Origin of the sequence: Streptomyces sp. NPDC127092 (genome assembly GCF_042722475.1) — a bacterium.
Classification (GTDB): Bacteria; Actinomycetota; Actinomycetes; order Streptomycetales; family Streptomycetaceae; genus Streptomyces.
This window is the reverse complement of sequence record NZ_JBHXFE010000359.1, coordinates 1-1,138: the sequence shown is the minus strand read 5'-3', so window position 1 is coordinate 1,138 and position 1,138 is coordinate 1. Positions and strand designations below refer to the sequence as shown.

Genomic DNA, 1,138 nt, shown 5'->3' with positions numbered 1-1,138 from the left:
GGGCCGCCGATGCCCATGCCGAGCGGGTCGCCGCCCTGGATCATGAAGTCCTTGATGATGCGGTGGAACACGGTGCCGGAGTACAGCGGGGCGCCGTTGTTCTTCTCACCGGTCTGCGGGTGGGTCCACTCCTGCTCGCCGGTGGCGAGGCCCACGAAGTTCTTCACGGTCTTCGGGGCGTGGTTGCCGAACAGCTCGACGACGATGTCGCCGTGGTTCGTGTGGATGGTCGCGGTGTGCGTCTTGTTCGCCATGCGCCCCATTGTTCCATCCGCGGCGGCGGGCCGTCCGGATCCCGCCGTCCGGGGTCGGGATCTTCCGCGATCGGCGTACGCACTCCCGGCGTGCCGGGACCCGTGCCACGGCGGGGGTCGGCCACTAGGCTGGGCCTCGAGGACCACCGCGTTCAACGACCATCCAGAACCCACGGGAGGCATCACATGGCCCGCAAGACCCTGCACGACGAGATCCAGCACGACGGCGGCGCGAACGCGTTCGTCGCACGCCAGGCGGAGAATCTGCGCCACTGGGCCGCCCCGAGGGTGGAGTCCACCCGCGCCTGGAGCGAGGTGGCGGCGGCCTACGGGCTGATCGGCGGCTCCGCCGCGGCCGAGGAGGGCCGCCGCAAGGCCCAGGACGCCAAGAAGGAGTACGGCCCCGTGGTCGAGCGCGGGGCGCGGAAGGCCGGCGAGGCCGTCGCGCACCAGTACGGGCTGCTGGCCCCCGCCGTCGCCAAGGGCGTGGACACCGTCCAGGACTTCCTCGAGCACCTGCAGGCCCAGGCGCAGGACGCCGGCCACGAGGTGCAGCAGCAGTTCGCCGCGGCGCGCAAGGACGCTGAGAAGGCCGCGAAGAAGGGCCGCCGTCGTGGGGGCCGCAAGGCCAAGCAGCTGCGCCGGGACGGCCGCCAGGCCGCCAAGGGCCTGCGCAAGGACGCGAAGAAGGCCGCCAAGGGCGCCCGCAAGGACGCGCAGCGGTCCGCCGCCCTGTTCAGCGACCGCGCCGGCCAGGCCAAGGACGCCGCCGCCGCGGGCGGCCTGACCCTCGCCGGCCTCCTCGCCACGGGTATGTCCGCGCTGCAGGAGCAGGGCGGGAAGGTGGCCCCGCAGGTGCAGGCCCGCCTGGCCGACGCCGGCGA

2 protein-coding genes are annotated in these 1,138 nt (G+C 73.4%); one reads left to right on the top strand and one right to left on the bottom strand.

What is annotated here, in order from left to right:
- Positions 1 to 254 (bottom strand): peptidylprolyl isomerase (locus tag ACFWJO_RS40420; protein ID WP_386873361.1); only part of this gene is annotated, 254 nt, incomplete at its 3' end.
- A 186-nt stretch (positions 255 to 440) separates the two neighbouring features.
- Between ACFWJO_RS40420 and ACFWJO_RS40415 the strand changes: the two genes are divergently transcribed.
- On the top strand, positions 441 to 1,138 hold a 698-nt coding region (locus ACFWJO_RS40415; protein WP_386873360.1), incomplete at its 3' end, for a hypothetical protein.